7 protein-coding genes and 1 pseudogene are annotated in these 7,322 nt (G+C 65.2%); 5 read left to right on the top strand and 3 right to left on the bottom strand.

Annotated features, from left to right (window positions below):
* Window positions 1-119: 119 nt before the first annotated feature.
* Window positions 120-365, top strand: coding sequence for an A24 family peptidase (locus ABD993_RS18230; protein ID WP_345419514.1), 246 nt, complete (start codon window positions 120-122; stop codon window positions 363-365).
* A gap of 11 nt (window positions 366-376) precedes the next feature.
* Here ABD993_RS18230 and ABD993_RS18225 read toward each other — a convergent pair whose 3' ends face one another.
* From ABD993_RS18225 to ABD993_RS36775, 3 genes and pseudogenes are all read right to left on the bottom strand, one after another.
* A complete protein-coding gene (locus tag ABD993_RS18225) occupies window positions 377-1,009 on the bottom strand; it encodes a hypothetical protein (protein ID WP_345419511.1) in 633 nt (210 codons plus the stop codon).
* Window positions 1,010-1,058: 49 nt separating this feature from the next.
* Window positions 1,059-1,748, bottom strand: a complete 690-nt coding sequence (locus ABD993_RS36780) for a hypothetical protein (protein ID WP_425569039.1) — start codon at window positions 1,746-1,748, stop codon at window positions 1,059-1,061.
* A 153-nt stretch (window positions 1,749-1,901) separates the two neighbouring features.
* Window positions 1,902-2,228: pseudogene (locus tag ABD993_RS36775) on the bottom strand (relaxase/mobilization nuclease domain-containing protein); the annotation flags it as partial.
* 964 nt (window positions 2,229-3,192) lie between these two features.
* Here ABD993_RS36775 and ABD993_RS18215 point away from each other — a divergent pair.
* The 4 genes from ABD993_RS18215 to ABD993_RS18200 form a co-directional block, all read left to right on the top strand.
* On the top strand, window positions 3,193-4,392 hold the full coding sequence (locus ABD993_RS18215; protein ID WP_345419508.1) for an IS701 family transposase: 1,200 nt from the start codon (window positions 3,193-3,195) through the stop codon (window positions 4,390-4,392).
* Between the two features lie 5 nt (window positions 4,393-4,397).
* Window positions 4,398-4,556 (top strand): hypothetical protein, encoded by a 159-nt coding sequence (locus ABD993_RS18210; RefSeq protein ID WP_345419505.1) that lies wholly within the window; start codon window positions 4,398-4,400, stop codon window positions 4,554-4,556.
* A 533-nt stretch (window positions 4,557-5,089) separates the two neighbouring features.
* On the top strand, window positions 5,090-6,682 hold the full coding sequence (locus tag ABD993_RS18205) for an AAA family ATPase (protein WP_345419502.1): 1,593 nt from the start codon (window positions 5,090-5,092) through the stop codon (window positions 6,680-6,682).
* A gap of 32 nt (window positions 6,683-6,714) precedes the next feature.
* On the top strand, window positions 6,715-7,322 hold a 608-nt coding region (locus tag ABD993_RS18200), incomplete at its 3' end, for an HNH endonuclease (RefSeq protein ID WP_425569038.1).

The raw sequence follows: 7,322 nt of genomic DNA, 5'->3' as shown, positions 1-7,322 counted from the left end.
CATCGCCCAACAGGGTGCGGTGGCCTGAACGTCAGCCTCACGCAGACCCAGGACGGTTCACATGTACCTCTGCAGAAGCAGCCCTCCGCGCCGCCATCTCGGCGGTCGGGATGGGAGCCGTGGCCGTCGGGCTTCTGCTCGTCGTTCCAGCCGCCTTCGGCTGGGGCGACGTCAAATTGCTGCCCAGCCTGGCCGCCGCCACGTCGTTTGTCGGCTGGCAATGCTTCGCCTTGGGCATCGGACTGTGCAGCGTGCTGCTGCTGGTCTCCGCCGTCACCGCCGCTCTCGATCGTCGCAGCGGGGACGTCCCCTACGGTCCGGCGCTTGTCCTCGGCTCCCTCACGGCCATCGTCCTCGCCCTGTAAGAGCCAGCGATTCAGCGGATGGGCGCACCAGGCTCGCGAGCGGCGCCGTTCGTCTCGATGCGTCGAGTGGGCGGCGGGACCTGGTTCCCGCCCGGGCGATGGAACTGCTCGACGTCGCTGTCCGGGAAGAACGCGTCACCTGCGACCTCGAACGCTCCATGGACGATGAGCTGGCGGCCAGGTTCCACGAACGCCTTCGCCGCCTGCTTGCGGGCGTAGGCGAACGAGTGCGCACAGGTGTTGAAGGCGAACTGGTCCCGTACCTCGAACGCGACGCGACCGAGCTGAACCCGGAGGAACGGCCGCGGCGGGTCCCCCTTCGTCTTGCCGGCCGTCACGGCGCACGCCGGCAGGCCGATCGCGTTGGCCGCGATCGCCGGCTCCGGCATCCCCCTCAGCGCCCGGACCAGCCGGAAGTCGCCGGAGTTGGGAAGCATGTCGGCGGCGTTCTGCGCCTGCTCCCATACCTTGTGGAAGTGCTCGGCGGTCTTCTCCTCGTGGATGTAAATCAGGATCTTCCCGATCCGGACGCTCACAGCGGCGTCGTCCGTTCCGGGGTGGATGATCTGCACGTCGGTGTTCTGCGGGCCGACCACTCTCGCGGTCGCCATGACCGCCTGCTCCTGGCTGCGGCCGACGCTCATCGGCCACCACCTGGGCTGGGGCTGGGGGTGTCGCACATGCCGACGAGAGTCAGCCTCGGGTGCGCACTTGCTGTTCGCGTTCGTTCTCGTTCGCAGGGTGGCGGGCTACCGGCGCGTCCGGACTGACACCGTGGACCATCTGGGCAGCTGCCATGAACGCCGCGCGAGCCCACGGTCGTGCGTGGCTGCGCTCGGCGATCGCGAGCGCCAACCGAGCGAGCGCGAACGTCAGCTCCACCCCGCCGTTGTCCGCACCGATCGCGAGCCTGCGTGCGAGCAGGAGCCGCCTCGCGACGGACCGCAAGTCGACGCCTTCACCACCGGCGCTCTGCCGTGGCCGGGTCCCCCGGACGCGGTCCGCGGCTGCGGCGAACCGGAACCGGTCTGACGGGTCCGTGGTCGCGGACAGCGCCGTCAGCATGTCCCCCAACCCGTCGGCGGCATCCTGCGGCGCGGCCTTTCCGGCCTCGACCGCGTCGGCGACACGCCGCACCTGATCCGCGGCACTCGAGGGGCGAATTCGCCGCTGCTCCACTGGTCCTGCCTCTTCCCACCGTTGCTGTAAGCGGGGCAACGACAGGTCAGGGGCCAGCTGACTGCCCGAGTAGAACACCGGCTCGCCCGACGCGATCAGGTCCGGCGAGACCGCCACCTTGTAGCCGATCGCATCCCCCGACGGTGCCCGCCGGATTTCCACCAGCAGGCCCTCTCGCTGCAGCGCCTGCTCGAACTCCTCCACCGACGACGCCCGCAGCGCAGCCCGCCGCGCGGCACCCCGCAGAACATCCCGGGCCGGGCGCCTCGACTCCCGCTCCGACTTCGCCAACTCACCGCGAGTCGGCCTCTTGCTCGCCGCGCCGTCGGCGGACGGGGTGACCGTCAACCCGAGCCGGGCCTCGATCCGCTGGGCGCTCGCCCGCAGCTTCGGATAGTCGTTGCGCGGCCAGAACCGCTTGCTCGAGTCCTGACGGACCAGGACCGCAGCGATGTGGATGTGGTCGTCGGCGTGTCTGACGGCGACCCACCGAGGTCCGCCCGGATCGTCCCGCTCGGCGATCCCGGCGTCATGGAGCACCTCGCGCGCGATCTTCGCCCACTGCTCGTCCGGCAGCACCCGATCAGCGCCCGAGAGACGAACTGAGCAGTGCCAGACATACCCCCGCCCCGCGTCCCTCGGCTCTCGGAGTGGAAGCCCAGCGGCGACTGCGGGTGCCTGCATCGCCCGGATCAGAGGGCCGAGCTCGAGGTCGTGCTCGCCCGGCCCTCGCTGTTCTGGCTGCCAGCCGCTGTCGCGGCCGTCCCAGGACGCGACCACCCGCGGCCGGACATGCTCATCCGCCACACCAGGCCCGAACAGGTACGCCAGCAGACCGCCCGCCCGCCACCCGTGGACGACCTTCGCGATCACCGACGGCCGGGTGTGGACGCCACGATTCGGTCCAGGACCTCATCAAGCTGCTGCAGGCGCGCAGCGACCGCGTCCGCACTCACCCCACCTGCGCTGGCGATAGCCGACAGCTCAATACGCACCCGCACCAACTCCGCGACCATGCTCCGCCGCCGATCCCGCCGCGCGGCCGGAGTGGCCGCCTCGACCGCCTGCTCCCCAACCCACGCGGCCACCGCAGTCCCGGTCCGACGAGCCGCAGCGAGCACCAACCCGTACTCCGACGTGGAGAACGCGACCCGAACAGACCGAGCACGCCGACCAGACAGACGAGGACGGCGAACAGCATGAGTACCCATGTGCGCCAGAGTCTCTGGACATCAGGCCTACGCCGTTCGCACTCGCTCACCAGCTCGCAACCTAGAAACCCAGCCCGAACCCCGCGCCGACAAGAACCACCATGACAAGGCCCAACGTCACCCACGTTTGCCAGCCACTCCTCTGGCCGCTTGGCCGCAGCGGCCACGAGGTACCCGCTCGTCGCCGATTCCCCTACCGCGGCTCCGCCCATTACCGGGCGAGGATTTGGAGGGAGCCGTCTCCCATGGCTGCAGGGGCCGTTCAGGCTCCGGGATAGCGCTGCAACGCCGCCAGGCACCACGCACCACGCCTCGGCGCACGCGCCATGCAGCTGATCACGGCAACGACGGACACCACGACAACACGGCTAGTACTGCAACGGCAGTTGGGCGTGTCGTGAGAGGGTTTAGCCTGGTCGGGCGGTGATGATCACCGTGTGTTTGATCTTGTCAGGTGGGTGGCCTCGTTGGACGCGGTGGTGGAGCTGATCTCGGGCCGGTTCCGCAGGGCCGAGCCGCGCCGCCGGGTCGGGACCTACCTGCGCGGACTGCTCGCCGGGCTCGAGCGCAAGAACGGCTGGACGCTGGCCGAGCACGCCGGGGCGGTCTCGCCGGACGGGATGCAGCGACTGCTGCGCACCGCGGACTGGGACGTCGACGGGGTCCGCGACGACCTGCGCGGCTACGTCCTCGACGAGCTCGGCGACACCGCGAGCGGGGTGTTCGTGGTCGACGAGACCGGGTTCATCAAGAAGGGTGTGCGCTCGGCCGGGGTGCAGCGCCAGTACACCGGCACCTCCGGGAAGATCGACAACTGTCAGCTCGGGGTGTTCCTGGCCTACGCCTCGACCAAGGGTCGGGCGTTGATCGACCGGGAGCTCTACCTGCCGGTCTCCTGGACCGAGGACCGGGAACGCTGCAGCCGTGCCGATGTCCCCGACGACGTCGAGTTCGCGACGAAGCCGCAGCTCGGGACGGCGATGCTGGCCCGCGCCCACGTCGCCGGGGCGCTGACGTCGGGGTCGTGGGTGACCGCGGACGAGGCCTACGGACAGAATCCCGGTTTCCGTGAGTGGTTGGCCGAGCGGGAGATCCCGTTCGTGCTCGCCACCCGCAACGACGACCTGCTGACCAGCCCGGACGGCAACCGCCGCCCCGCGAAGGTCCTCGCCACGATCGCCGGGGCGCGCGATCCCGAGACCGGGCAGACCGGGTGGGAGCGGCGCTCGATCGGCCCCGGCGCGCACGGTGAGCGGGTCTACGACTGGACCGCGGTCGCCCTCGACACCGACGGCCTCCCCGCCGGTTGGGGGCACTGGCTCCTGGTCCGCCGCCAGACCGAGGCACCCGAGGGCAAGACGGTCCGTGAGCTGGCCTTCTACCGCTGCGCCGCCCCCGCCGACACCCCGCTCCGCGAGCTGGTCAGAGTCGCCGGCGCGCGCTGGGCGATCGAGGAGTGCTTCCAGACCGCGAAGAACGAAGCCGGACTCGATCACTACCAGGTCCGGTCCTACCGGGCCTGGCACGCCCACATCACCCTCGCGATGCTCGCCGCGGCCTACCTCGCCGTCACCCGCGCCACCGAACATGGACGCGAGGCCGAAAAGGGGGATCCAGTGGCGGTCGGCGCACGCTGATCCGCTTGTCGGCCAACGAGATCCGCCGCCTCCTCGCCACGCTCGCCTTCGCCCCGCACGCCTACCTCGACCACGTCATGCACTGGTCGCGCTGGCGCCGCGAACGCCAACAACAGGCCCGCGAATGCCACTACCGGCGACGCGGCGAACGCCCACCCGCCTGATCAACCGCCGTTGCAGTACTAGCGTGTGGATTGGCAGCGCTCCCTCGTCGCACGTGTGAACAAGTCGGGCAAATGTCAAGATCTTTGGAAGACCAAGCGGGCTAACCTGATCCAGGTAGTCAAGCACCAGCACGTCTCGTGATCTGAGCACCCGACTCCGCGCGAAATCGAGGAGGGCAGGACCTCTCTGGCCCAGTGCGATACGCAGCAGACGTGGACGGTGGCTTCGTGCTTGAGATCTATCCAAGGACCGCTGCGCGGAGCACCGGCCGTCTGCGGTTCGGGCAGACTGTGCCTGCGACGCCCGGACTGGCAGACGGGTGAGTAGAAGCTGATGGATTCCCGCTCCCGGATCCTCGTGGTTCCGGTGGACAGGCCCAGGTAGCTGGTGCCTTCGGCCGCAAGCGGGCCAGAGGCAGGAGCGAGCGAGCCAAGCGGTGCCGGCGTAGCCGGCCCGCGCCGCCGGAGGCGGCACCTTGATCTCATCCAGCCGGATTCGGCAGAATGTCGCTGACCCGGAAGGGGGGTGCCCCGTGAAGTTCTACCCGCTGTCGTACGGCGACCGCGTAAGCACGAAGGAGTACCCGCATGTCCTGCTGTATAAGGACAACTGGGATGACTATCATTTCAAGACGACGTTCGTCGCTGAACTTTGGAACAGCAAGAACGATATTGTTCGCCTTGGTGAAGTGAAGATCCTCGACTTGAGACTCCCGCCCTCGCGCGGCCGGACGGAGCTGCCCGATGAATTCGAGCGACTAAGCGACAGCTTTGTTAGTCTTGGTCAGGCGTTCACTTACTACGAGCTACTTCAGGAGCGCGGTCCCGGAGTTTACGAGCCGATCCTCGAAGCACTGCAAGATGTTCTGTATTCGCCCGAACGACAGGCTGCAGCGCGGGAGCATCCAGCCTTTGAGACGTCGCTTCTCCGAGCTGGCAGTGCTGAGCGCGCACTCGAAGATGCGCCAAGGCTATTCTGGCACGGAGCTTCGGGCGCTGATGAGCCGTCGGAACTCGCGTTCAGCTTCCGCACACAAGTAGGTGGAAGCAGCTTTGACATCGGCTTCACATTCGGAGACACTAAGCACCTCCCAAATCGTATAAACGCAGTCATTGGATACAATGGAGTCGGAAAGACCACCCTGTTAGCAAATCTTGCCATGGTCGCAAGTGCCGATCAGAATCGTCGGGCCAGTGCTGACTTTCAAGCCCAATATGGCGAACTTCTAGAAAACACTGATTCAGTTGCATTTGGCTCCACCATTGCAGTCTCTTATAGTGCATTTGATACATTTGAACTTCCAGGAGGTACGCGGGAGGAGCGTCTAAGGGTCGAAAAGCGTGGCGAGCTATTTGGTTACTCATATTGTGGATTGCGCAAGTTTGACGACGACCTTGGAGGGCCCGACTCGCCTGTCGATGAAGAGAAGAGGGGCGGCGGAGAAGGAGCCGCACTGAAGGGCAGCGGTGAGATTCTCGACGAGTTTTTACGCTCCTTGAAGCTTGCGCAGAGCGAGTCGGCGAGAGATATCCTTGAGGCTGCGCTTAGTACGTTAGCCCTAGAGCCCTCGTTTTCGGACATTGGAATGCAAGGATTCCTCGACTCTAGTAACGACTTTGACACTGCAAGAAAGGAACTTGCTCGTTCCAGTACCGGGCACAAAATTGTTCTGAACATCGTTGTGCAATTGGTTGCACATCTGCAAGAGAAATCGCTAGTTCTTATCGATGAACCGGAATCTCACCTGCACCCCCCACTCTTGGCTGCGCTCCTTCGGAGCGTGAGCGTCGCCTTGCAGCGTCGAGATTCATTCGCGGTCGTGGCCACGCATTCTCCAGTGGTACTGCAAGAGATACCGCGTCGACATGTCCGAGTTTTGAGACGTTTCGGAGAAATCACGAGAGTAGATCTACCTGAGGAGGAAACCTTCGGGGAGAACATAGGTTTTCTCACTCGTACAGTCTTCAACTTGGATAGTTCTCAGACCGACTACCACCGAGTGCTGAACAGCTTGGTGCAGCGCTTCTCTTTGCAGGAAATCGAGGAAATGTTCGACGGCGCTATGAGTTCGCAGGCTAGGGCATACGTAGTCGGAGAGCTCCGTCGGCGGCGCGCTAACCAGTGATTCCTGCACAACGCCCGAGTCGTGAAGATGACGTGGACTACCTGGCGTTTACCGCTCGGCGTCGCCCCACCACAAGGCAGTTGCTGGTCGGAGCGGCAACGTCAGTCTCAGTGGCATATGGTGATTACCACGCTGACTTCGCAAGCTGTGCGCCGATGCGTCCAGTGGCCCCTGAACTGAAGAAGGCCCTGAAGAGCAACTTCGCCCTGATGGATAATGGTAAACCGTTCGCGCACATTAGAAATGAGTTAATGGCGGCGAACGGTGCGCGGTGTCCGCTGTGCGCCAACGGAACCGTTGCAACTCTCGATCATTATCTTCCGAGGGCCAGTTTCCCCGAGTTTTCAATTTTGGCAACGAACCTGGTCCCATGCTGCGAACGCTGCAATAGGATTAAAGGTGAGAAGCTCAAACGCGCTGATGGTGCACGCTTCCTACATGCGTACTTTGACCGACTCCCGGATGCAGAGCTTCTGGTGGCCGAGGTTGACACGACCGAACTGGTTGCCGTTGACTTTTCGGTAGTCCATGACAAGTCAGTACCGATAGAGGAGTACCTCAACCTGCATTACCATTTCGAAGCATTGAGCCCTTTCCAACCTGGTGGGGAGCGGGCTCGGCGCTGCACGGCGTGGCGTCA

The organism is Pseudonocardia xishanensis, from assembly GCF_039541715.1.
Lineage (GTDB): Bacteria > Actinomycetota > Actinomycetes > Mycobacteriales > Pseudonocardiaceae > Pseudonocardia > Pseudonocardia xishanensis.
The sequence above is the reverse complement of the archived record's forward strand: the minus strand, read 5'-3'. Positions and strand labels throughout refer to the sequence as shown.

Excerpts from the sequence above, each read along its gene's own strand:
- ABD993_RS18225 (WP_345419511.1), bottom strand. The coding sequence starts at position 1,009 with ATGAGCGTCGGCCGCAGCCAGGAGCAGGCGGTCATGGCGACCGCGAGA.